Origin of the sequence: Rhizobium hidalgonense (genome assembly GCF_005862185.2) — a bacterium.
GTDB lineage: Bacteria > Pseudomonadota > Alphaproteobacteria > Rhizobiales > Rhizobiaceae > Rhizobium > Rhizobium hidalgonense.
This window is the reverse complement of record NZ_CP054028.1, coordinates 707,058-729,096: the sequence shown is the minus strand read 5'-3', so window position 1 is coordinate 729,096 and position 22,039 is coordinate 707,058. Positions and strand designations below refer to the sequence as shown.

Annotated in this window: 18 protein-coding genes and 1 pseudogene; 10 read left to right on the top strand and 9 right to left on the bottom strand. The window is 62.7% G+C overall.

The features are described 5' to 3' along the window. Positions 1 to 40 precede the first annotated feature (40 nt). From FFM81_RS24670 to FFM81_RS24645, 6 genes are all read right to left on the bottom strand, one after another. The gene (locus FFM81_RS24670) at positions 41 to 1,066 is read right to left on the bottom strand and encodes a branched-chain amino acid ABC transporter permease (protein WP_138386067.1); all 1,026 of its coding nucleotides are present in this window, start codon (positions 1,064 to 1,066) and stop codon (positions 41 to 43) included. Then, positions 1,063 to 1,995 (bottom strand): branched-chain amino acid ABC transporter permease, encoded by a 933-nt coding sequence (locus FFM81_RS24665; protein ID WP_025418644.1) that lies wholly within the window; start codon positions 1,993 to 1,995, stop codon positions 1,063 to 1,065. Before FFM81_RS24665 ends, FFM81_RS24670 begins: the two co-directional genes overlap by 4 nt. Then, on the bottom strand, positions 1,992 to 2,720 hold the full coding sequence (locus FFM81_RS24660) for an ABC transporter ATP-binding protein (RefSeq protein ID WP_138386068.1): 729 nt from the start codon (positions 2,718 to 2,720) through the stop codon (positions 1,992 to 1,994). Before FFM81_RS24660 ends, FFM81_RS24665 begins: the two co-directional genes overlap by 4 nt. Then, positions 2,717 to 3,472 carry an ABC transporter ATP-binding protein gene (locus FFM81_RS24655; RefSeq protein ID WP_025418646.1) on the bottom strand — a complete coding sequence of 252 codons (756 nt, stop codon included), beginning with the start codon at positions 3,470 to 3,472 and terminating at the stop codon, positions 2,717 to 2,719. The genes FFM81_RS24660 and FFM81_RS24655 overlap by 4 nt, the downstream gene beginning before the upstream one ends. Before the next feature lie 5 nt (positions 3,473 to 3,477). Then, positions 3,478 to 4,812, bottom strand: a complete 1,335-nt coding sequence (locus FFM81_RS24650; RefSeq protein WP_025418647.1) for an ABC transporter substrate-binding protein — start codon at positions 4,810 to 4,812, stop codon at positions 3,478 to 3,480. A 65-nt stretch (positions 4,813 to 4,877) separates the two neighbouring features. Next, the gene (locus FFM81_RS24645; protein WP_138386069.1) at positions 4,878 to 6,341 is read right to left on the bottom strand and encodes an aldehyde dehydrogenase; all 1,464 of its coding nucleotides are present in this window, start codon (positions 6,339 to 6,341) and stop codon (positions 4,878 to 4,880) included. Positions 6,342 to 6,576: 235 nt separating this feature from the next. Between FFM81_RS24645 and FFM81_RS24640 the strand changes: the two genes are divergently transcribed. The 3 genes from FFM81_RS24640 (at position 6,577) to FFM81_RS24630 (ending at position 8,523) form a co-directional block, all read left to right on the top strand. Further along, positions 6,577 to 7,476, top strand: a complete 900-nt coding sequence (locus FFM81_RS24640) for a helix-turn-helix transcriptional regulator (RefSeq protein WP_138386070.1) — start codon at positions 6,577 to 6,579, stop codon at positions 7,474 to 7,476. Positions 7,477 to 7,679: 203 nt separating this feature from the next. After that, positions 7,680 to 8,027, top strand: a complete 348-nt coding sequence (locus tag FFM81_RS24635; protein ID WP_025418650.1) for an ArsR/SmtB family transcription factor — start codon at positions 7,680 to 7,682, stop codon at positions 8,025 to 8,027. Next, entirely contained in the window at positions 8,020 to 8,523 is a 504-nt protein-coding gene (locus FFM81_RS24630; protein WP_003568793.1) for an SRPBCC family protein, read from the top strand. The genes FFM81_RS24635 and FFM81_RS24630 overlap by 8 nt, the downstream gene beginning before the upstream one ends. Positions 8,524 to 8,613: 90 nt before the next feature. Here the strand turns inward: FFM81_RS24630 and FFM81_RS24625 are convergent, their stop codons facing one another. After that, a complete protein-coding gene (locus tag FFM81_RS24625) occupies positions 8,614 to 10,020 on the bottom strand; it encodes an adenylate/guanylate cyclase domain-containing protein (RefSeq protein WP_138386071.1) in 1,407 nt (468 codons plus the stop codon). 123 nt (positions 10,021 to 10,143) lie between these two features. Continuing rightward, positions 10,144 to 10,626 carry a MarR family winged helix-turn-helix transcriptional regulator gene (locus FFM81_RS24620; RefSeq protein WP_003568797.1) on the bottom strand — a complete coding sequence of 161 codons (483 nt, stop codon included), beginning with the start codon at positions 10,624 to 10,626 and terminating at the stop codon, positions 10,144 to 10,146. Positions 10,627 to 10,824: 198 nt separating this feature from the next. Here FFM81_RS24620 and FFM81_RS24615 point away from each other — a divergent pair, with 198 nt between their 5' ends. The 7 genes and pseudogenes from FFM81_RS24615 to FFM81_RS32850 all read left to right on the top strand — a co-directional run. Continuing rightward, positions 10,825 to 12,408: an AMP-binding protein gene (locus tag FFM81_RS24615; protein ID WP_138386072.1), complete on the top strand. Its 1,584-nt coding sequence runs from the start codon at positions 10,825 to 10,827 to the stop codon at positions 12,406 to 12,408. A 60-nt stretch (positions 12,409 to 12,468) separates the two neighbouring features. Further along, positions 12,469 to 13,308, top strand: coding sequence for a p-hydroxycinnamoyl CoA hydratase/lyase (locus FFM81_RS24610; RefSeq protein WP_025418653.1), 840 nt, complete (start codon positions 12,469 to 12,471; stop codon positions 13,306 to 13,308). A gap of 57 nt (positions 13,309 to 13,365) precedes the next feature. After that, positions 13,366 to 14,472: an NAD(P)-dependent alcohol dehydrogenase gene (locus FFM81_RS24605; RefSeq protein ID WP_138386073.1), complete on the top strand. Its 1,107-nt coding sequence runs from the start codon at positions 13,366 to 13,368 to the stop codon at positions 14,470 to 14,472. A 21-nt stretch (positions 14,473 to 14,493) separates the two neighbouring features. After that, positions 14,494 to 15,933 (top strand): coniferyl aldehyde dehydrogenase, encoded by a 1,440-nt coding sequence (locus FFM81_RS24600; protein ID WP_003568804.1) that lies wholly within the window; start codon positions 14,494 to 14,496, stop codon positions 15,931 to 15,933. 202 nt (positions 15,934 to 16,135) lie between these two features. Beyond that, on the top strand, positions 16,136 to 18,061 hold the full coding sequence (locus tag FFM81_RS24595; protein ID WP_375165000.1) for a diguanylate cyclase: 1,926 nt from the start codon (positions 16,136 to 16,138) through the stop codon (positions 18,059 to 18,061). An 87-nt stretch (positions 18,062 to 18,148) separates the two neighbouring features. Continuing rightward, on the top strand, positions 18,149 to 20,446 hold the full coding sequence (locus tag FFM81_RS24590; RefSeq protein WP_138386075.1) for an FdhF/YdeP family oxidoreductase: 2,298 nt from the start codon (positions 18,149 to 18,151) through the stop codon (positions 20,444 to 20,446). Next, positions 20,443 to 20,712, top strand: a pseudogene (locus FFM81_RS32850) (hypothetical protein); the annotation flags it as partial. The gene FFM81_RS24590 and the pseudogene FFM81_RS32850, both read left to right, overlap by 4 nt. Before the next feature lie 75 nt (positions 20,713 to 20,787). On the opposite strand, the gene FFM81_RS24585 reads toward FFM81_RS32850, so the two are convergent. Next, a complete protein-coding gene (locus FFM81_RS24585; protein ID WP_025418658.1) occupies positions 20,788 to 21,783 on the bottom strand; it encodes an AraC family transcriptional regulator in 996 nt (331 codons plus the stop codon). Positions 21,784 to 22,039: the final 256 nt, after the last annotated feature.

The following is a 22,039-nucleotide window of genomic DNA, read 5'->3' as shown; positions in this document are numbered from 1 at the left end:
GAATTTCACCTTTCGCAAGAAAACCGGGAAGCAGGCCGGTTTATTCTTTCCATTTGATTTTCGTCGGGCCGGGCAGTTTCAGCCGGTAACCGACGGGCAGAAGCTGGAGGTTGAAACGGCGCTCGATTTCGCCCCAGAGGCCGCGCGGCAGGTAGAGCGAGAAGATCAGTGCGGTGGCGCCAAGCCCGATCAGATACCAGACGCCGGCGCTGCCGAAGAAAGTCTCGATGACGAAGAACAGAATGGCCCCGAGGATGGCGCCCTCGAACTTGCCGATCCCGCCGACCAGCACCATGAAGATCATGTAGGCCGTCCACTGGACGCTGAAATAGGTCTTCGGCTGGAAGGTCGTGGCCGTCGCCAGCCACAGGCCGCCGGCGATGGCGATGCCGAAGGCGGCGAGCACGAAGAGCAGCCGCTTGGTGGCGGTCACCCGCACGCCGACCGAGGTCGCCGCCTCCTCATTGTCGCGGATCGCCTGCATCGCCGCACCGGCGCGGCTGCGCATCAGCATGAACAGCGCGCCGAGCAGGGCCGCCATCGATGCCAGCGCAAGCCAGTAGATCGTCGCCCGCCGCGTGCCGCTGTCATAGACATTGAGCGAAATCAGCGAGGTTCCCGTTTCCCCCTGGATCAGCCGGTCGAGATTGACCAGCAGATGCGCGAGTTCGGCCACCACCCACATGCCGATCGCAAACTCTCCGCCCTTCAGCCGCAGCATGAACAGCGAAAGCGGGATCGACAGCGCGCCGGTCACGATCGCCGCGGCAAAGACCGAGACGAAGGGATCGAGCCCTGCATCGGCGAGCCGAATGGTGAAATAGGCGCCGAGGCCGAAGAACACCTGCTGGCCGACCGAGACCAGCCCGCCGAAACCGGCAAGCGCATTCCACATGGCGGCCAGGATCACATAGATGAACAGGGCGGTCATCCTGTCGATCGCACCGGCGCCGAGCACGGCGGGAGCGAGGATCAGCAGGGCAAGCACCGCGGCCATGGAGCCAAGCGCCACCCGCGAAGAGGTCGTCCAGCGCTCGATCGATATTCCGTTGGAGACGAATGTCATGTCGGGCTCCGAAGGCGTGCGCGAAGGTTGAGCAGGGCGCTGGGTTTCAGAAGCGCTGCGATCTTGTCGAGAACCGGCAGGCGGGATCGCGACAGCCGGATGAAAAGCACCAGCAGGAACACGGCATGGCCGCCGATCAGAAAGCCCTGCGGATGCAATTGCGCTCCGAGCGATTGGGCAAGGCCAAGAATGATGCCGCCGGCAAGCGTGCCCCAGAGCGATCCGGCTCCGCCGATGACCGCGGCCTCGAAGGCAAAGAGCAGCTGCGGGCCGCCCGCATAGGGGCTGAAGGTCGCCCGCATGCCGAGAAAGGCGCCGGCGATCCCGATCGTGACCATGGTGATGGCGGTGGCGACCGCATTCACCCTGCGCGCATCGATGCCGACCAGCCCCGCCGTATCCGGATCTTCGGCCGTGGCGCGGATGGCGCGGCCGAGCGCAAAACGGCCGAGGAAAAATTGCAGCCCGCCGAGAATGAGGATCGCCGTTACCATCATCATCACGGCAAGCTTGCCGACGAAGATGTGGCCCGGCAGCTGCCAGGATGCATAGGAGAGGTTGCCGATGAAGGGCGCGAGCGATCGTGTGTCGGCGCCGAACTGTTCGAACAGCAGGTTGTCGATGACGATCGACAGGCCGAAGGTCGTGAGAATCGGCAGCAGCGTGCCGCCGCGGGCGCTGCGTTCGAGAATGAAGCGCTGCAGCAGCCAGCCGATCACCGCCATGACGGGCAGCACGATCAGCAGGCCGGCGAAGGGCGGAATGCCGGCTTTCGCGGCAAGCAGCCACAGCCCGTAGGCGGCCGCGACCGCCAGGCTGCCATGCGCGAGATTGATGATCCGCATGACAGAAAACATGAAGGACAGGCCGCAAGCGATGACGGCGTAATAACCGCCGAGTAGGAGGCCCTGGATCAGGGTGTTGATCATGATGGGCTCCTTTCGCCGGATGACCGGTGCAATCCGAAATAGGCTTTGGTGACCTCGTCGCGGGTGACGGCGGCTGCCGACCGGTCGAGCACGATGCGGCCTTCCAGCATGCAAACGACACGGCTGGCGACACTCATGGCGCGGCCAAGATCCTGCTCGACCAGCACGATTGTCGTTCCCGAAGTCAGCAGCGCCTGCAGCTGGGCATAGACGCGGTCGACGACCAGAGGCGAAAGGCCGAGCGAGACCTCGTCCAGCAGAAGAATATCGGGATTGCTCATCAGCGCCCGGCCGATGGCGGTCGCCTGCTGTTCCCCGCCGGAAAGGTGCCCGGTCTTGGCGTGTCGGCGGGGTTTCAGGTTCGGAAAGGCGTCGAGCACACGATCGATGCTCCACGCGCCCTTGCGTCCGCAGCTCTTGCCGAGAAGCAGGTTCTCTTCGACAGTCATCTGCGCAAACAGGCGCCGGCCTTCCGGCACCAGGGCGATGCCCTTGGCGATCCGCTTGTGGGAAGGCACGGCCGCCAAGTCTTCATCGCCGAGAAGCACGCGGCCGGCGGCGGGCAGATGGGCGCCGGCGATCGATCTGAGCAGCGTCGTCTTGCCGGCGCCGTTGGCGCCGACCAGCGCCAGCACCTCGCCCTTGGCGATATCGAAGCTGACCCCGCGCACCGCGTGCAGCAGGCCGTGGCGGACGTCGAGATTCTGGATGGAAAGAAGGCTCATGCGGGCGTCCCTCCAAGATAGGCTTTGACCACTTCCGCATCGCTCATGACAGTCTTCGGTTCGCCATCGGCGATGATCCGGCCGGCATCCATGCAGATCAGCCGTTCGGCCACCTGCAGCAGGATATGGACGATATGCTCGATCCAGACGATGCCGATGCCGCGGCGGCGCAACTCCAGGATGGTTTCCACCAGCTCGCTCGCCTCGCCATCGGTCAGGCCGCCGCCGATCTCGTCGAGCAGCAGCAGCCGCGGCTGAGTGGCAAGCGCACGGGCAAGCTCCAGCCGTTTGCGATCGAGCAGGCCGAGCGTATCGGCCTGGCGGTTGGCGACGCCGAGCATGCCGCAGAGCGACAGCGAATCCACCACACGCTCATAGGCCTCGTCGCGGCTTGCCGCATTGCCGTGCGAGGCGGCGACGAAGACATTTTCGAAGGTCGTCATGCCGCTGAAGGGCTTGGGAATCTGATGCGTCCGCACGAGACCGGAGCGGCAGCGTTCCGCCGCCGTCCGGCCGGTGACCTCAGTGCCGTCGAAGGTGATGCTGCCCGCACTCGGCGGATAGGCGCCGGCGAGCACGCTGAGCAGCGTCGTCTTGCCCGCGCCGTTCGGCCCGACGATGCCGACCGCCTCGCCGTCGCCCATGGAGAAATCGAGATTCTCCAGCACGACAAGCGCGCCGAACCGCTTGTGGATCCCCTTGGCCGAGAGAAACGCTTCCCCCGGCCGTCTTTGCACTTCTTGCCTCTGCACTGTTGCTATCCGTTGTAAGCGGTGAGCTTGGCGCCGACCGGGACATTGGGATCGGTAGCGTTTTCGGTGACGACGTAGTCGAGCGCGAATTTCGAGCCCTCCTTTGCCTTCACCCATTGCGTGCCGATGATCGGTCCGGGAGAAACATTGGCGACGGGACCGCTGGTGAAGTCGACCTTGCCGGCGATCGTCGTCGTCTTTAGCGTGGCGAGCGCCTTGGCCACCGCCTCCTTGCTCTTGACGTCGGTGCTCGCCTTCAGCGCATCGAAGCCGGCGTCGAGCAGCGCCAGGCTGGCGCCGAGCTGCTGCGTCCACTGCTTGCCGCTCGCCGTTTCATAACCGTCGGCGAGTTCGGTTCCGGAGACGCCGGTCAGCGTCGATTTGTAAGGGAAGGCCTTGTGCCAGTAGGCGGCGCTGCCGATGTTGAGGCCAAGATCGCCGAGCGCCTCGATGTCGGATGGAAAGAGGCCCGTCTTGGCGACCTGGCAGATCTTGATCTGCTGGGTCAGGCCCTGCTGTGCCGCCTGACGCCAGAAGGCGGCGAAATCGGGCGGGATCGGGAAGGAGTTGAAAATCTCGACGCCTTCCTGCCGGAAGAGAGCGATCTGCGCGGTAAAGTCGGTGGTCCCGGTTTCATATGCGCCGGGATCGACGATCGTGAAGCCCGCCTTGGCAAGTGCCGGCGCCAGATGGGTGCGGATCGCGTTGCCGTCGGCATCGTTGGGATACATGACCCCGACCTTCTTGTTGGTCTCGATCAGGTTCCACTGCGAGACATAAGCCTTGTGGAACTCTTCGACGCCGAAGCCGAAATGATAGGTCCATTTGAACGGCGAGGGCGCGCCGGGCTTGGCGCCGCGGCCGAAATACCAGGCTTCCCAGGGCATGACCGTCGACAGGCAGGGAATGCCCGCCGCCTCGCAGGCATCGGCCACCGGATTGATGGTTTCGGGCGTCGAGACGGCGAGCATCAGGTCGATCGCCTCATTGTTGATCAGGTCCTTCGCCAGCTGCCCGGCGCGCGAGGGGTCGGACTGGGTGTCCCGGTCGAGAATCTCAACCTTCCAGGTCTTGCCGCCCGCCTGCAGGCCGCCCTCCAGCGCCTTGCGTGCCAGTTCCAGCACATAGCCGTCGGTCTCGCCGAAGCCGCCGAGAGGGCCGGTGCGCGGGCTTATAAAGCCGACCTTCAGCGTATCACCGCCTTGGGCGAAAGCCGTGCGGCCGGAAAGCGCCAGCGCCGCACTGCCTGCGGCAGCCGATGCGATGAAAGAGCGGCGAGTGAGAGACGCCGCGTTGAGTTTCCCGTTCTCGAGTTTGCCGTTGCGGAAAATGCCGTTCATGAAATCGTTCCTCCCTCTTGATGCGGGCCTCCCAGCCCGTTTGCCTCGTTCATCCCGATCTGAATTCAGATCGGGTAGTGTCGTTTTCCCCCAGCGATGGTGATCCATCTGAGCTCGGTGAATTCATCGATTGCGGCCTTGCCGCCGAAGCGGCCGTAGCCGCTTGATTTGACCCCCCCGAACGGCATTTGCGGCTCGTCCGAAACCGTCGCCTCGTTGATGTGGCAGATGCCGGATTCAAGCCGCATGGCAACGGCCATCGCTGCACTGACATCGCTGCTGAAAACCGCCGCCGACAGCCCGTATTCATTGTCGTTGGCAACCGTCACCGCCTCGTCGACGCTGCCGACCCGGACGATCGCGGCAACCGGCCCGAAACTCTCCTCGCGGTAGATGCGCATGGCAGGCGTCACGTGATCGATGACGGTCGCATCCATCAGCGTGCCGTTGGGCCGGCCACCGCAGACGAGCACCGCGCCCTTCTGCAGGGCATCGTCGACGAGCGACTTCACGCGCCGCGCCGCTTCGGCGTTGATCAGCGTGCCGAGCGGCGTATTGCCGTCCCCGGGATGACCTGCGACGAGGGTTTCGGCCTTCGTTCGGAACTTGCCGACGAAATTGTCGGCGATCTCGTCCATTAGGATGATCCGCTCGGTCGACATGCAGATCTGGCCCTGGTTCATGAAGGCGCCGAAGGCGGCGGCACCGACCGCCTCGTCGATATCAGCGTCGGCGAGCACGATGAACGGCGCTTTGCCGCCGAGTTCGAGCAGGCAGCGCTTCAGATGCCGTGCCGCGCTTTCGGCGATGATGCGGCCGACACGGGTGGAACCGGTGAAATTGATGCGGCGCACGGCCGGATGGGCGATCAGCGCATCGACGACGGCGGCGGCATCGCTCGGCGCGTTGGAGACGACATTGACGACGCCGCGGGGAAAGCCGGCGTCACGCAGGATGTCGCCGATCAAGCCGTGGGTCTTCGGGCAGAGTTCGGAGGCTTTCAGGATGACCGTGTTGCCGCAGGCAAGCGGCATGGCGACGGCGCGGGTGCCGAGAATAATGGGTGCATTCCAGGGCGCGATGCCGACGCAGACGCCCGCCGGCTGGCGCACCGCCATGGCAAGGTTTCCGGGAATGCCCGATGGAATGAGCTCGCCGGAAATTTGCGTGGTCATCGCCGCCGCCTCGCGCAGAATGTCGGCGCCGAGCCGGCAATTGATCGCCGCCCATTGCGCCGTGGCGCCGGTTTCGCCGGTCATGGCGGCAATGAGTTCCGGCGTTCTGGCATCGAGCAGATCGGCAGCGGCGTTCAGCAGTCTGCGCCGCTCGCCCGGGCCGGTCTGCGACCAGTCGGGAAAGGCGGCAGCGGCCGCATTGGCGGCCCGCGTCATGTCGGCGATGGATCCGGCAGCGGCGGTCGTTGCAACGTCGCCAGTCAGCGGATCGACGCGTTCGAAGGTGGCGCCCTCGGACGCGTCCATCGCCTCATTGTTGATCATCAGCTTTGCCGAAAACACCGCTTCACCCATTCGTCACGTGCTGGCGCCAGGTGCTGACGCCTGCATTGCTGCCACGGGAGAAGACGAGCGGACGCAACGGCCCCAAAGGCCGCTTCAGCGTTCCTGCGTTGTCGGAATGCCTCCTCCCAAAGGCTTATGACGATCAGGTTACGCCGATCATTCGTGGATGGAATGCGATTTATTGGGTTAATATTGTAATTATCTGGCGATTGCGGCACTATTTGACGGGAGCGGAGGACAAGGCTTGGCGACGGACGGGGGCATTCATCACTATGCCAGGGGCGAGTGGCATGCGCCGTCGCTGTCGCACCGGCGCATCCGTCTTCAAAAAGGGCTCTATGCCGATTTCCACCATTTCCTGCTGCTCGGCGAAGGGGCGGCCGAGCTTCATTTCGACAGTGGCGAAGATCGGCCGCTGCACGGACCGCTGCTTGCCTTCCTGCCGCCGCAGGCGCGCTGCGATCTGTCGATTGCTGCGGGAAGTGCGGCCCATCTCATCGGCGCCTCGGCGCAGATCATGGTCGATGCGATCGGCGACAAGGTGGAATCCTACTCGCTGCGCCTCTTCACCGAGCAGCGCAAGCTGGTCGATGTGCGGGATCCCCTGCTGGTGGCTGAAATCAGTCCGCTCATTTCAGGCTTCGCGCGGGAACTCGGCGATCCCTCCCGTTCCTCCTGGATGGTGGTCTCGGCCTATCTCAGGCTGATCCTGATGACGCTCTGGCGCGGCAGCGACGGCGAAAGAAGCGAGCCGCGCGGGCAGGGCGAAACCGGTTCGATCCTCCAGCGCTACCGCCAACTGGTCGAGGCCGGCTTCCGCCAGCACCGGCCGGTGAGCGACTATGCCGCGGAATTGGGCGTCACCGCCGACCGGCTGCATTCGATCTGCCAAAGGGCGCTCGGCCGCTCGCCGATCCAGCTCCTGCATGAGCGCGTGGTGCAGGAGGCAAAGCTGAGATTGGAGCGCTCGGCCCGCAATATCCAGGAGATCTCCGACAGCCTCGGCTTCCGCGACCCGACCTATTTCAGCCATTTCTTCAAGCGCAAGACCGGCCTTTCCCCCGCCGGCTACCGAGAGATCGCCAGGGCTTCTGCGGGCTCGGAAAACAGCATGTTGTCCTCGGGTTATGCGGACTGGCCTTAGGCTCGGGCATTGATCAAAGTAATAGCCATCTGGGGTCACAAATCCTGCTCAATACGGAATCCCAGGCCGAGTAGGACTGCGATGTGCCAGGAGCAGTCGTTTGTCCCTGCCGCCGCGGTGCACGACCTCGAATGACCGGTCTGGGGCAGGGAAAGTTCGGGACGCTTGCGCTTCCTTCGGCAGCAGGCTATACACTGAACTACATGGTTCAGTATGGAAGTCCTCCCCTCGATCTCACATTCGCGGCGCTGTCAGATGCGACCCGCCGCGGGATCATCGATCAACTTGGGCGAGGGGACGCGTCGATCACCAGTCTCGCGGATAAGTTCCAGATGACGCTGACCGGCATGAAGAAGCATGTCCAGGTTCTCGAGCGGGCGGGGCTCGTTGCCACACAGAAGGTCGGACGGGTGAGAACCTGCAAGCTTGGGAAACGCGGTCTCGAGGCAGAGGCCGAGTGGATCGAGGCGCATCGCAAGCTCTTCGAGGCCCGCTTCGAAGCATTGGACGAAATCATCAGTGAAATGAAACAGGAGGGAAGCGATGACTGAGCAAGTTAACGATGCAGGTGGTGCGCAGAATCCGACGTCAGTCGAGCGCAGAGGGGATCGCGAACTCTTGGTAACGCGGACATTTGATGCCCCGCCGAGCACGGTTTACAAGGCGTGGAGCCAGCCCGAGTTGTTCCGGCGCTGGTGGGTGCCAAAATCGGTATCCGGCGTTTCACTCGTGTCATGCGATATGGACGTCCGTACCGGCGGCAAATATCGGCTGGAATTCGGCGCCGGCGGTTCGGACACCATGGCCTTCTATGGCAAGTATCTCGAGGTGGTGCCGAACGAGCGCATCGTCTGGACCAACGACGAGGGCGAAGAGGGTGCGATCACGACCGTGACCTTCGAGGACCAAGGCGGGAAGACGCTGCTGAAGTTCCACGAGGTCTATCCGTCCAAGGAGGCGCTCGAGGAAGCACTACAGGGCTCGGCGGCCGCATTGCCGGAGCAATTGGAGCAGCTCGACGAACTGCTTTCCAGCCTGGGCAAATAGCGCGGTCGGGAAACTCGCCTCGAGGGAACGTCTGCTCTTGGAAGTGACTCCGCCGGCCATTCTGGCCGGAGCGAAGGCGAGCAGACCAGATCACGACAGGGCGAAAATTCTGACCTCTCTGCCGATGCCCTGAAGTTCCGCCATCCGCGAGGCCGATGTGATGCCGCTGTCGCGCAGGATGTCCGAAACCTGGGCATCCCCGACGATCGCCTCCGTCGTCATGATCACATTCGGATCGGCAAGACCCTGGACGCGCGAGGCGATATTCACCGTCTGGCCGAAATAGTCCTGCCGGTCGTTGAGGTTGACGGCGAGGCATGGACCTTCATGGATGCCGATCTTCAGCAGGAGATCGTCGCTGCCGTGTTCGGTATTCAACCGAAGCATCGCCTCCCGCATCCTGAGCGCGGCGGCCACCGCGCGGTCCGGGCTCGGAAAGGTCGCCATCACGGCGTCGCCAATGGTCTTGACGACTGCGCCGGCTTCCGTGGCGACGATCTCGTGCAGAACCCTGAAATGCGCTCGCACCAGATCGAAAGCGGCAAGATCTCCGACGCGTTCGTAGAGCGCGGTCGAGCCCCGCAAGTCGGTGAAGAGGAAAGTCAGGCTGGTGATCTTGAGGCGCTGGTCGACGTCGAGCGTGTCGGTCCGGTAGATGTCCCTGAAGCTCTGGTTCGTCAGCAGGCGCTTGGCCGTCAGAAAAGGCCGCCTGCGGCCGAGAAGGTCGTGAAGGTCATCCCCTGCGATGCAGACGTTCGGCACCACCCTGCGGTCGGTGTGGTTTTCGAGGGTGAGCCGCAGCAGGCCGGGACGAAGGGTCAGCGTTTCGTTCAGTGCATGCGCCCGGCTGATGACCATCGAAAGGGTTTGGCGTTCGTTGGTGGGCTCGCCCTTCACGTCGATGAACTGCGCCGAATGCGTGACCGCATCGAAAATGATGACGAATTGCGCCGGCAGCTGCAGCGAGACGAAAGCCTTCTCGCCCGGAGCCAGCTCGATCATTTCCAACTGAATGCGTGAAAACTTCGCTTCCAGATCCTCCGGCAGGTCGACACCAGAGCTGAAGAAGATTTGGCGATAGTACTCGAGCGGCGGTAACAGATCGGGGTCGTGGGCGGCAATCCTGCGCACTCTCGGGCTGACGGTGAATGTTACCTCGACCATCTCGTCGAGCGTCGGCTCGTATCCGGCCGCGCAGAGCGCGCAATGATAGGTCTCTTGGGAGACCCCTTTGAGGGTTGCGCCGCTGTCAAGGACGCCGCCGCATCCCGGGCAAAGCACATTCCAGGTCATTTCGAACGCGCCGATGCGGGCCGCATGCAGAAGTGCTGCGATGGTTTTCTCTTCATCGAGATGATGCTGATTTGCGAAAGCGAGCGCATTGATGCGATTGAGATCGCGATCCGAGTCATGCTTGACGACGTTTTCGATGCACTCGACCGTCTGCGGGTCGGCGGCCTGCCGCAGAGCGGCAAAAAGTGCGTCCATTTCACTCATTAGACAAGTCTCCGTGCGCAGAACCCACGGCGGACGACGCCAGGGCCGCGATCATAACACGGGAATTTCCCAATAGAAATCTTTAGGCTCGGAGCTGACTGCTGGGCCAAGCGAAAGTGGGTTTCAGTTTCGTTTATATATTCGCTTCAGCGCCGCCAGCAGTGCCTCCATTTCGTCGCGGGAAAACAGATCGATAAAACGCTGTTCATGCGTGTCGATCAGTTTACGCGCCCGAATGAGCATTGCCTGTCCCGCTTTCGTCAGATGGAGTTCCTGCCGTCGGCGGTCGGCGGCGGATGGACGGCGCTCGATGAAGTCGCGGGCTGCCAGCCGGTTGACGAGAGCCATCATGGTTGCGCGGTCGGTGCCGAGCGTATTGGCAAGGTCGATTTGCGAAGCGCCCGGATTGCCGGCGACGAGTTCCATCACCGCCAGCTGCTTCTGCGTCAGGCCAAGCTCCTCCATGGTTTCGGCGAAGTCGCGATAGATCGCGACATGCGCCATGCGCAGGTGAAAGCCCAGGAGATCGCCGAGCCGGCCGACGTCGAGCGGCGGCGTAACGGAGGTCTCGGCCTCGACTTCGTCCTGCGGTGGTTTTGCGGCCATCGTTCGTCTCGCTTCGTTCAGGCGCCATAACCATCAAAATCAGCGGGTTAGTCAATATCGGCAGCCGCAATTTCTCCGGCGCCCGCCCGAATGAGGAGATTGCCGCAAACGGCTCTTGCATCTGCGAGAAAAGATATTAGTATGTGTTGCATACAAAATTGGTGCCTGCTGTGGGAGCGGTGAGCATGGGAGGAAATCATGGCGCATTCCTTTTTCGGGGTGGCTTCGCAGGCGGATTGCGGACTGGTGACGGATGATCCGATCCTCTATCGCGCTCGCGTGGCGCCGGATCGTCAGGCCCTTTTCGAGATCGCTACCGGCCGGCAGTTCACCTATGCCGAGCTCGATGCACGGATCGCCCGCTGCGGCGGCTTTTTAAACGGTGTGCTCGGAGCGAAGCTGGATGGGACGCGGGTCGCCATGCTGGCGCGCAATTCGATGGATTCGATCGTGCTGGCCTTTGCCTGCCAGCGTGCCGGCGCCATCTATGTGCCGCTTAACTGGCGCCTCAACGCCGCCGAACTTCGGCCGATCCTTGCCGATTGCACGCCGGCGCTCCTGATTCACGACGAGGAGTTTTCGGCTGTCGTGGCGAGCCTTGCGGACGCCGATGCCGCGATGACGGTGATTTCGACAGCCGATGGTCCCGCTGGACTCGCGGCGCGGATCGAGGCGAGCCTTCCGGCCGGACCGGTGCCTGCCGATGCCGATGGAACCTGCGTTCTTCTCTACACGTCGGGCACGACGGGACAGCCGAAGGGCGTCGTCATCACCCGCCGTAATGCTTTCTTTGCCGGCGTCAATTTTTCCTTCGTCGGCGAGATAGGGCCTCAAACCGTAGCCTTGTGCGACCTGCCGTTCTTCCATACGATCGGGCTGATCGCGGTGGCGCGCACCACATTGATGCTGGGCGGCACGCTTGTGATCTCCGACCGCTTCACCCCGGCGCGCACGCTGGCAGCCCTTGCCGACCGGAAGCGCGCCATCACCCATTATTTCGCCGTGCCGCAAATCGCGCTCGCCTTGCGTGGCGATGCCGCCTATAGCGCCTCAGCACTTTCCGGCCTGCATGCGCTCTTCGTCGGCGGTGCGCCGCTGACGCAAGCGCTGATCGAAAGCTATCTCGAAGACGGCGTCGCGCTGGTCAACGGTTACGGCATGAGCGAGGCGGGAACGGTGCTGCACGTGCCGATCGACCGGCGCGCGGTGCAGGACAATCCCGGCAGCGTCGGACTACCGGCGCCGTTGCTCGACATTCGCATTGTCGGCGAAGACGCCCACGAAGTTGATCAAGGCGAGATCGGCGAACTCTGGCTGCGCGGGCCGGCGGTGTCGCCGGGCTATTGGAACAAGCCGCTGGAAAGCGCTGCCGCCTTCACCGACGGCTGGTACCGCACCGGCGATCTCGGCAGGCGTGAAGCCAACGGCTTCTATCGCATCGTCGACCGGCTGAAGGACATGTATATCAGCGGCGGCGAAAATGTTTATCCCGCCGAAGTCGAAGCCGCGCTCGCCAGTCATCCCGATATTCTCGACGTCGCCGTCGTCGGCATTCCCGACACCAGGTGGGGCGAATGCGGTGTTGCCTATGTCGTGCTACGGCCGGGTGCTGCGGGAACGGGCGAGGCGATCGCCGGCCATTGCGCGGAGCGGCTCGCGGCTTTCAAACGCCCGGCGCGCATCCTCTTCGTCGAGACTATTCCCCGCACCGCCTCCGGCAAGGTGCAGAAACATGTTCTGCGCCAGCTGCATTCCGACGAAACCCTTCAACGACAGGCCTGATGAAGCGGCCCCGGCTTTCAAGCCGAAACCAATGGAGTGACCCCCATGACCGAAAACAACATGACTGAAAACAACAAGACTGAAAACCAATCGCCGGTTCTGGTCGAATTCGACAACGGTATCGCTTTCGTGACCCTCAACCGTCCGGAAAAGCGCAATGCGATGAACCCGGCCTTGAATGCCCGGATGCTCGAGGTGCTCGACGAGCTCGAGGGCGACGAGCGCTGCGGTGTGCTCGTCCTTCGCGGCGCCGGGCAATCCTGGTCCGCCGGCATGGATCTGAAAGAATATTTTCGCGACAATGACGGCAAGCCGCGCGATGCCACCTTGAAGGCGCGGCGCCAATCCGGCAACTGGTGGAGTCGGCTGATGTATTTCGAAAAGCCGACGATCGCCATGGTCAACGGCTGGTGTTTTGGCGGCGCCTTCACGCCGCTGGTTTCCTGCGATCTTGCCATCGCCGCCGAGGAAGCGAATTTCGGCCTTTCCGAGATCAACTGGGGCATCCTGCCGGGCGGCAACGTCACCCGCGCGGTCGCTGAAGTGATGCGCCATCGCGACGCCCTTTATTACATCATGACCGGCGAACTGTTCGGCGGGCGCAAGGCCGCGGAAATGGGTCTCGTCAACGAGGCCGTGCCGCTCGCCGAACTCGAAACCCGGGTGCGCAAGATCTGCGCCAGCCTGCTCGAAAAGAACCCGGTGACGCTGAAGGCTGCCAAGGACACCTACAAGCGGGTGCGCAACCTGCCATGGGATCTCGCCGACGATTACATCTACGCCAAGCTGGAGCAGATGCTGTTTCTCGACAAGACCAAAGGGCGCGACGAGGGCCTGAAGCAGTTCCTCGACGACAAGACCTATCAGCCGGGGCTCGGCGCCTACAATCGCAGCCGCTGAGGACGTGAAGCCGGCCCGCCGGGTCGTGAGCGGGCCGATCATCGGGAGGAGGATAGAATGAAAATCCATGCCGCGGTGGCGCGTGCGCCGCATATGCCGTTTTCGCTGGAGATGCTCGATCTGGAGGAGCCGCGCGAGGGGGAGATCCTGGTTCGCGTCGTCGCGACCGGGGTCTGTCATACCGATATCGTCATGCGCGACCAGCATTTGCCGGTGCCGCAGCCGGTCGTGCTCGGTCATGAAGGTGCCGGCATCGTCGAACGTGTCGGGCCGGGCGTTGCCAAGGTGAAGCCTGGCGATCACGTGGTCATGACCTTCAATTCCTGCGGCCATTGCCCGAGCTGCAACGATCACGAGGAGACCTATTGCCACGAATTCTTCCCGCGCAATTTCTTCGGGTCGCGCGCCGACGGTTCGAGCGGGCTCTCCTGCGAGGGGGAGCGGGTTCACGGCAATATTTTCGGGCAATCCTCTTTCGCCAGCCACGCGCTCTGTCATGAGCGCAATATCGTGAAAGTGCGGAGAGATGCCGATCTCGCGCTGCTCGGGCCGCTCGCCTGCGGCATCCAGACCGGCGCCGGCGCGGTCATGAATGCGCTGAAGGTCGAACCGGGAAAAGTGCTCGCGGTTTTCGGCATGGGGTCAGTCGGGCTTGCCGCTGTCATGGCGGCGCGGGTCGTCGGCGCTTCCAGGATCATCGCCGTCGATGTCAACGAGACGCGGCTGGCGCTTGCCGCCGAACTCGGCGCGACCGATATCGTCAACGGCAAGGCGGGCGATGCGGTCGACGCGATCATGGCGCTGACCGGCGCCGGCGTCGATTATGCGATCGATGCCTCCGGCGTGCCCGCCGTCATCGACCAGTGCGTGCGAGTGCTGGCGCCGCGCGGCACCTGCGGCATCGTCGGCGCTTCGCCGCACGGCGCGACGCTGACGCTTGATCTCACCCATATCCTCTCCGGCGGACGCCGCGTGCGCGGCATCGTCGAGGGCGATTCCAATCCCGACGTGCTGATCCCTCTGCTGATCGACCTCCACAGGCAGGGGCGTTTCCCTTTCGAAAGGCTCGTCACCTTCTATGATTTCGCCGAGATCAACAGGGCGGTGGAGGATTCGGAAAGGGGCATCGTACTGAAACCGGTCGTGCGCCAGCCGGCTGTCTGACACCGTTCAAGGGAGGAAAGAATGAACACCATTACCCCGATCGCCACCGATACCAGCCCCGATGCCATGAAGGCGCTGCTTGAGCGGCAAAGGGCATCCTTCCTCAAGGAAGGGCCGCCTGATATCGAAACCCGCGTCGATCGCATCGACCGCGTCATCGCCCTTCTCGTCGATCATAAGGATGCGATTGCCGCAGCGCTGTTGGACGATTTCGGCAGCCGCAGCGTCGAGGCAAGCCTGCTTCTCGACGTTTTCACCTGCGTCGGTTCCCTCAAATATGCCAAGGCCCATCTGGCCGAATGGCTGAAACCGGAAGAGCACGAGGCACTGTTTCCGGATGCGGTCGCCAAAGTGGTCTACCAGCCGAAAGGGGTCGTGGGGATCCTGAGCCCCTGGAATTTCCCCTATCAGCTCGCCCTTGCGCCGCTTGCCGGCATTCTCGCCGCTGGCAACCGCGCCATGATCAAACCTTCGGAGGTGACGCCGGCTTCATCAGCCTTGATGGCGGCGCTCATCGCCGGCGCCTTCGACGAAACGGAAATTGCCGTCGTGCAGGGCGGGCCGGCGACGGGCACGGCCTTTACATCACTTGCCTTCGACCATCTGATCTTCACCGGCGGCACTGCGGTCGCCCATCATGTCATGCGGGCCGCGGCGGAAAACCTCACGCCGCTGACGCTGGAACTCGGCGGCAAGTCGCCCGTCATCGTCGGCCGCTCGGCCGATCTCGCAGACGCGGCGCGCCGCGTCATGACCGTCAAGACGCTGAATGCCGGGCAGATCTGTCTGGCGCCGGACCATGTCTACGTGCCCGAGGAAAGCGTCGAAGCCTTTGCCGAGCACGCAGCGGCGGCGGTCGGGGCGATGTATCCGACGCTGAAGGAAAATCCTGATTACACGTCGATCGTCAACGGCCGACATCATGCCCGCGTCCAGAGCCTGGTCGACGACGCCAGAGCCAAAGGCGCCCGTATCGTCGAGATCAATCCGGCGGCGGAGAATTTCTCGCAGCAGCCGGCCCACCGCATGCCGCCGACCCTGATCCTCGATCCGACCGAAGAGATGCGCGCGCTGCAGGAGGAAATCTTCGGGCCGGTGCTGCCGGTTCTTCCCTATCGCGATATCGCCGACGTCATCGATCGCATCAACGCCCGGCCGCGTCCGCTCGCCCTTTATTACTTCAGCCAGGATCAAGAAGAGGAGCGCCGGGTTCTCGACAATACGACGTCCGGCGGCGTGACTGTCAACGACTGCATGAGCCACGTCACGGCCGAAGGCCTGCCCTTCGGCGGCGTCGGCCATTCGGGCATGGGCGCCTATCACGGCAAGTTCGGCTTCCTCGCCTTCTCGCATCCGCGCGCCGTCTATCACCAGAGCAAGATGGTGGAAGCGGAATATATGATGCGGCCGCCCTTTGGCGAGGCGATGCGCGGTTTTCTGGCCGGGGCGATTTGCAAGTAAAGGCATGCCCGGCTGGCCACGCCGGGCATTACCTGGGCAGCGGAATACGCTGCAAATATCGGCCGCGTCCACGCAAGGGGAGGGCGTTTGTTAAGCATGCAGTATGGCCGGCGTGCCAGCCTCGCCTGGTCGATCCTCCATGCCGCCCCACGAGATCGGAAAATGCAGCCGTTTAACCAAGCTCAAACCAGTTTCTCCTATAATGCGTTCGTTACATGTATTGGAAGGTGGATCCAGCGCGGTGAATGGCAATTGGACGCAGTTCGGTGGCAACCTTTCCTTCGTGTGCCTGGCAATTTCGCTCTGGGCGCTTTTTTCGATCGAGTTTCAGCGCCGGTCCTTCAGGCAGGAAAAAATCGCCTTCGGGCTAATAGCCGGCGGCGCCTCCATCGGATCCATATTGCTGGCGATTGAATTCCACCCCGGCATCTATATCGACTTGCGTTTTTCGCCGCTTGCATTGGCAGGCATGTTTGGAGGGCCGATCGCGGCGGCCTTCGCCGCGGCGCTGGCAATGGCATTTCGTTTTGCCGTTGGCGGTACGGCGATGGTCGACGGTATCATCACAATGGCCGTCGCCACGGGCATTGGTTTGGCCGGTCATTTCTGGACCCGCAAGAGATCGCCGGCCCTTAAGGACGTTGCACTGCTGAGCCTCGCCCTTGGCGCTGCATTGGTCCTGTCGATGGCTGTGCTTCCCACTTTAGTGAATGCCCATGTGCTGGCCGGTGTCGGCTTTCCCCTGACCGCATTGAATTGTCTCGCGACCGTTCTGGGCGGTTTCGTTCTGCTGAAAACACAGCAATGGGAGCTGGAGCGAAGCATATTGGTGACTGCATTTTCGCAGTCGCCCGATTATCTCTATGTAAAGGACCGAAACAGCCGGTTCATCACCGTCAATGAAAACATGACCCGCCTTTTCCGTTTCAGGACGACGGCGGAGATGACCGGATTGTCGGATTTCAATCTGATGTCGCGGCCACTCGCCGAGGAGTTATATTATCTCGAGCAGCAGGTCATAGACACCGGGGTGCCGCTGATCGATTCCACTGAGTATATCGAAGGCAGGTTTTTGCTCGCGTCCAAAGTGCCGCTGCGGGACAAGCAGGGGCGGGTGATCGGCCTTGCCGGCGTAACGCGCGATGTTACCGAGCGCACCGCCCTGGAGCGGGAATTGCGCGAAAGCAAGAACCTGCTCTCGCACGCCATGGCCAGCATGTCCGATGGCATCGCCATGTACGACAGCAAGGGGTTTATCCTCTTTTGCAATGAGCAGTATCGCAATGCGTTCCCGCTCTCTGGAGAGGCCCGCGTGGTCGGAGCCCATATCAGAGACATCCTGCGCCGCGTCGCCGAAACCGGCGAGCGGCCCGGTATCCCCCAGGATGTGGACGGGTGGATCAAGGCCGCCAGTGCCTCGCTGCACAGCAACAAGGACGAAGAGGTTCAGCTTCATAACGGCGACTGGCGCAGCATCCGGACAAGGCTTGCCGAGGATGGCACGGCGATGGCCGTCGTCTCCGACATCACCGCGACGAAGCAGGCGGAAATCGCGCTCAGACTATCGGCGGAGCAGCTGAAAAGCCTTGCCGAAACCGATGGTCTCACCGGCATGGTCAACCGCCGCGCCTTCGACGAAGCTTTCGCCCGCGAGACCGCGGGCAGCGCCAGGAAGAACACGCCATTCAGCCTGCTGATGGTCGATATCGACCGCTTCAAGGCCTATAACGATACCTATGGTCATCCGGCCGGAGACCAATGCCTGCGGGTCGTCAGCACGTGTCTGCGCCAATCCGTCAGCCGGCCCGCAGACATCGTCGCCCGTTACGGCGGCGAGGAATTCGTGGTGTTTCTCCCCGATACCAGCGCCAAAGGGGCAATGATCGTCGCCGAGCAATTCGCCAGGCGCCTGGCTGAGGAGAATATCGCTCATTCCGGCAGCGAATTCGCCCGGGTGACGGCAAGCATCGGCATATCCTGTGCGACCGGAGCCGTTCTGCGGACCAACCCTAACCGTCTCCTGACCGAGGCCGACGCCGCGCTCTACGACGCCAAGACGCAGGGCCGCAACCGCATTCTGGCCCATTCGCCTAATGGGGAACGGCATGCCATGAAGGAAGCCGGTTAGAGCCGATCCCGCTTCGATAGATTTTTTCTATCGAACCATGGTTTCTGTTGACTTGATGTTTTCCGCGCTTCGACAATACAGGGGCGCATGGACACAAAATTCATCGGCAAGAAATCGGCGGCAGCTGGCGGTTGGGGCGCTTTGAAGAGCTGCGGCAAGCAATTGCTGCAAAGCGGCATGCCCATCTCGGGCGCGCGCACCATGCTGAAGGCGAACCAGCCGGATGGGTTTGACTGCCCGGGCTGCGCCTGGGGCGATCCCGAACACGGATCCTCGTTCGAGTTCTGCGAAAACGGCGTCAAGGCGGTCGCCTGGGAGGCAACGGAGAAGCGGGCAACGCCGGCCCTTTTCGCTGACAATACGGTATCTGAGCTGCGCCGGCTGTCAGATTATCAACTGGAACTTAACGGCCGCCTCACGCATCCGATGCGCTACGATAGGGCGAGCGACCGTTATCTGCCGGTTTCGTGGGAGGATGCCTTTGCCGAGATCGGCAACATCCTGAAGGGCTTGGATACTTCGAACCGGGCGGAATTCTACACCTCGGGCCGGGCCAGCAATGAAGCCGCCTTCCTCTACCAGCTGTTCGTGCGCGTCTACGGCACCAACAATTTTCCCGATTGCTCCAACATGTGCCACGAAGCAAGCGGCATCGCCATGCGCCAGGCCATCGGTGTGGGCAAGGGCACGGTGCTTCTGGAGGATTTCGAAGAGGCGGACGCCATCTTCGTGATCGGGCAGAACCCGGGCACCAACCATCCGAGAATGCTCGGCGACCTGCGCCGGGCGGCGATCCGCGGTGCGCGTGTTGTCGTCTTCAACCCCATCCGCGAGCGCGGCCTGGAGTGCTTCGCCGACCCGCAGGACAAGATCGAGATGCTGCGCGGCGGTTCGACCGAGATCGCCAGCCAATATCTGCAGCCGCAACTCGGCGGCGACATGGCGGCGGTGCGCGGCATGGCCAAAGCCGTGCTGGCTGCGGAAGACAGAGCGGTCGCCGCCGGTCTGCCCTCCGTTCTCGACCATGCATTTCTCACCGAACATTGCGTGGATTTTCAAGCGTATCAGGCAGCGGTCAAGGCGACGAGCTGGGCTGAGATCGAGGACCAGTCGGGACTGAGCCGGGAAGAGATCGAACGGGCCGCCGATGTCTATATCAACGCCGAACGCGTCATCTGCACCTGGGCTATGGGTGTCACCCAGCACCTGCATTCGGTCGCGACGATCCGCGAGATCGCCAATTTTATGTTCCTGCGCGGCAATATCGGCAAGCCGGGCGCCGGCCTTTGCCCGGTGCGCGGACATTCCAACGTGCAGGGCGACCGCACCGTCGGCATCAACGAACAGCCGGCGGACGAATTCCTCGATGCGCTGGAGAAACACTTCCGCTTCGCCGTCCCCCGCGAGCATGGTCACAATGTCCTCACCGCGATTGGTGCGATGCTCGACGGTTCGGCCGAAGCCTTCATCGGTCTTGGCGGCAATTTCGCGCGCGCCACGCCCGACAGCACTCTCGTCGAAAAGGCGCTTCGGCAGCTGAAGCTGACGGTCCACATCGCAACCAAACCCAATCATTCGCATCTCATGCCAGGCGAGGCGGCCTTCATCCTGCCCTGCCTCGGACGCACCGAGATGGACCTCAACGAAGCCGGCAATTCCCAGCTCGTCAGCGTCGAGGATTCGATGAGCATGGTGCATGGCTCCGCCGGCATCAATCGTCCGGCCTCGCCATACCTGCTCTCGGAAGTCGCCATCATTGCCGGCATTGCGCAAGCGACGGTCGGTTCCGCCGTGGTCGACTGGGCGGAACTCGCCGACGATTACGACCTTATCCGTGATCATATCGAGGCGACCATTCCGGGCTTCGAAAACTACAATCAGCGCCTGCGCAAGCCGCGCGGTTTCCACCTGCGCAATGCGGCCGCCCATCGCGAGTGGGATACGCTAGCGGGCAAGGCCTCATTCTCCTCCGAGGCGCTTCCCGAGGAGACGGTGCATCAGCGTGCGCGAAAGGGCGAAGGACATCGTTTTGCCCTGCAGACATTCCGCTCGCATGATCAATACAATACGACGGTCTACGGTCTCGATGACCGATATCGCGGCGTCTACGGAGAGCGGCAGGTCATCTTCATTCATCCCGCCGACCTGGCGGCGATGAATGCCGAGGCCGGCGACCGGGTCGACGTGATCGGCGAGCATGATGACGGCATCGAGCGCATCGCTGAGAATTTCCGCCTGGTGCCCTATGACATTCCGAGGGGTAGCATCGCCGGCTATTATCCCGAGCTGAACGTGCTGGTGCCGCTCGGCAGCGCCGGCAAGGAAAGCGATACGCCGACCTCGAAGTCGATCATGGTGTCCTTCCGCCGGCGAAACGCTGCGTGAGTGAAAGACTGTCCGAGGTCGATCGGTTTCTCGCGCTGGTGGCTGCAGCGCAAGAGGGCGATATCAGGCTGACATCCATACAGGCAGGCCTCCTCGTCGCCGCCGAACTCGGGATTGCGCGCGACAGCCGCGCCTTTGCGCGCAAGCTGGGGATCGCCCATTCCCTCGTACTGCGGGAGCTCAATGTCCTGGCGGAGCGCCAAGACCTGCTTGAGATCGTCCGCCGAGAACCAAGGACGATGACGGTGCACTACACATTGCCGCCGGCTTCTTCGGCGCAAGCGACGGCTTTTGCTTCTTGTTGCGTTGTCCCGGAACCGCTGCACACTGATGACGCGCTATCATCGGCAGACGCGCTTCCTGGTGTCGGAAGGGTATTCCCCGTAGGTCGATTTATAGACTGCGGAAAACCGGCCGAAATGAAAGAAGCCCCATTTGAGGCAGATCGCCTTCATGGTTTGGGTGCTCTCGGGGTCGAGTAGGTCTTGGCGCGCCGCGCGCAAGCGAAGCGTCAGCAGATAGACGGCGGGAGAGGTGCCCCTGAAGGCACGGAAGCCGGTTTCGAGCGCCCGGCTGGAGACGCCGGCGGCTTCGGCGACCTTCGGCATGGTGATCGGCTGATCGATATTGGCCTGCATGAATTCGATCGCCTTGCGCACATGCCGGGGAGCGATGAGGGCAGGCCCCTTGTCGAGGAAATGCGACAGCCGGTTCGGCACCATGCGCACGACGAGATCGGCCAGCGCCTGCGTCATATGCGCCATGGCGATCGGCGACTGCAGCAAGGGGCCGTCGTCGCGCATGCCGATGGCGATCGTCTCCGTCAAGTTACCGATCGTCCGGCCAACCGGCGTCGACAGATCCAGTTCGGGCAGCAGATCGAGAGAGCCGCTGAACGGCATTTCGAACGTCTGGCCTATCGTCTGCAGGATCACCGACCAATTGATCAGCAATTCGTCGATGACATTCGACTGGCCGTGCATGATGACGCTGTCTGGTTCGAAATTATTATAGAGAAGCAATTTTCCTTCCCCCGCCTCGGCGACGCGGGATCCATAAGCCACCCCCATGCCGCCGCTGCGCGGCACGACGATCGACAGATACTCCGCAGTATCGGCGGTTGGCTCGATATTGAACTGAAACTCCGCCTCGTGATAGCCGGTCAGCAGGACAGCGCTGTCAGTGGCGGAAAAATCCAAACCCCATTGGAAGTCCTGGGCGCGGCCGACAGGCTCGGCATCGAACGCGCCGAAGGCGCCGCCGAGCGTTTCGACCATGTTGTCGAAGGACGAACCGCGAAACCGAAACGAAAATGGCGCACGGCTATTTTCGGACATGCTGTTCCCCTTGTTCAGGGTGGCTGCGTTGCCCTGCTCTTCTCAACTGCTCGCACATCCGGGCGTGAGCCGCGATCCGTGTTGAGAAATCGATGCGGATGGACGAAGCTAGGTCATATCCTAGCCGATCTGGGCCCGGAGCGCAGCAGGCCTCGGCTGAGCAGGAGGATCTCCGCGCGGGATCAGCGTCTTGTGCCAGCCGATACAGGCCGAATTCGGACGTGGCGGGCGTCAAAAAAACCAACTCGTTGCATGC

Coding starts and splice junctions, on each gene's coding strand:
- FFM81_RS24670 (WP_138386067.1), bottom strand. CDS start 1,066: ATGACATTCGTCTCCAACGGAATATCGATCGAGCGCTGGACGACCTCT.
- FFM81_RS24665 (WP_025418644.1), bottom strand. CDS start 1,995: ATGATCAACACCCTGATCCAGGGCCTCCTACTCGGCGGTTATTACGCC.
- FFM81_RS24660 (WP_138386068.1), bottom strand. CDS start 2,720: ATGAGCCTTCTTTCCATCCAGAATCTCGACGTCCGCCACGGCCTGCTG.
- FFM81_RS24650 (WP_025418647.1), bottom strand. CDS start 4,812: ATGAACGGCATTTTCCGCAACGGCAAACTCGAGAACGGGAAACTCAAC.
- FFM81_RS24645 (WP_138386069.1), bottom strand. CDS start 6,341: ATGGGTGAAGCGGTGTTTTCGGCAAAGCTGATGATCAACAATGAGGCG.
- FFM81_RS24635 (WP_025418650.1), top strand. CDS start 7,680: ATGGTTCAGTATGGAAGTCCTCCCCTCGATCTCACATTCGCGGCGCTG.
- FFM81_RS24630 (WP_003568793.1), top strand. CDS start 8,020: ATGACTGAGCAAGTTAACGATGCAGGTGGTGCGCAGAATCCGACGTCA.
- FFM81_RS24625 (WP_138386071.1), bottom strand. CDS start 10,020: ATGAGTGAAATGGACGCACTTTTTGCCGCTCTGCGGCAGGCCGCCGAC.
- FFM81_RS24620 (WP_003568797.1), bottom strand. CDS start 10,626: ATGGCCGCAAAACCACCGCAGGACGAAGTCGAGGCCGAGACCTCCGTT.
- FFM81_RS24615 (WP_138386072.1), top strand. CDS start 10,825: ATGGCGCATTCCTTTTTCGGGGTGGCTTCGCAGGCGGATTGCGGACTG.
- FFM81_RS24610 (WP_025418653.1), top strand. CDS start 12,469: ATGACTGAAAACAACAAGACTGAAAACCAATCGCCGGTTCTGGTCGAA.
- FFM81_RS24605 (WP_138386073.1), top strand. CDS start 13,366: ATGAAAATCCATGCCGCGGTGGCGCGTGCGCCGCATATGCCGTTTTCG.
- FFM81_RS24600 (WP_003568804.1), top strand. CDS start 14,494: ATGAACACCATTACCCCGATCGCCACCGATACCAGCCCCGATGCCATG.
- FFM81_RS24595 (WP_375165000.1), top strand. CDS start 16,136: ATGCGTTCGTTACATGTATTGGAAGGTGGATCCAGCGCGGTGAATGGC.
- FFM81_RS24590 (WP_138386075.1), top strand. CDS start 18,149: ATGGACACAAAATTCATCGGCAAGAAATCGGCGGCAGCTGGCGGTTGG.
- FFM81_RS24585 (WP_025418658.1), bottom strand. CDS start 21,783: ATGTCCGAAAATAGCCGTGCGCCATTTTCGTTTCGGTTTCGCGGTTCG.